Origin of the sequence: Idiomarina sp. UBA4206 (assembly GCF_002383015.1) — a bacterium.
GTDB classification, from domain to species: domain Bacteria; phylum Pseudomonadota; class Gammaproteobacteria; order Enterobacterales; family Alteromonadaceae; genus Idiomarina; species Idiomarina abyssalis.
Genome location: NZ_DFTS01000044.1, coordinates 37288 through 37536 on the forward strand (window position 1 = coordinate 37288; position 249 = coordinate 37536).

1 pseudogene is annotated in these 249 nt (G+C 50.2%); it reads left to right on the forward strand.

The annotated features are described in order from the left end of the window. Positions 1–249, forward strand: a pseudogene (locus tag B3180_RS10335) (type II secretion system protein GspD); the annotation flags it as partial.

A 249-nucleotide genomic window follows, 5' to 3' on the forward strand; every position in this document is an offset into this window, starting at 1 on the left:
AAGAGCAGTACTATCAGTTTTTCCTGAATGTGCTTGAAGTTTATGGTTTTGCCGTTGTCGAGATGGAATCTGGCGTGTTGAAAGTGATTCGTGACAAAGACGCAAAAACCTCGTCTCTGCCTGTGTTGGACAGAGATACCCGCGGCTCGGGCGACACTATGGTAACTCGTGTTGTGCCGGTAGAGAACGTATCAGTGCGTGAGTTGGCTCCTTTGCTTCGCCAGTTGAATGATCAAAGCGGGGGCGGCA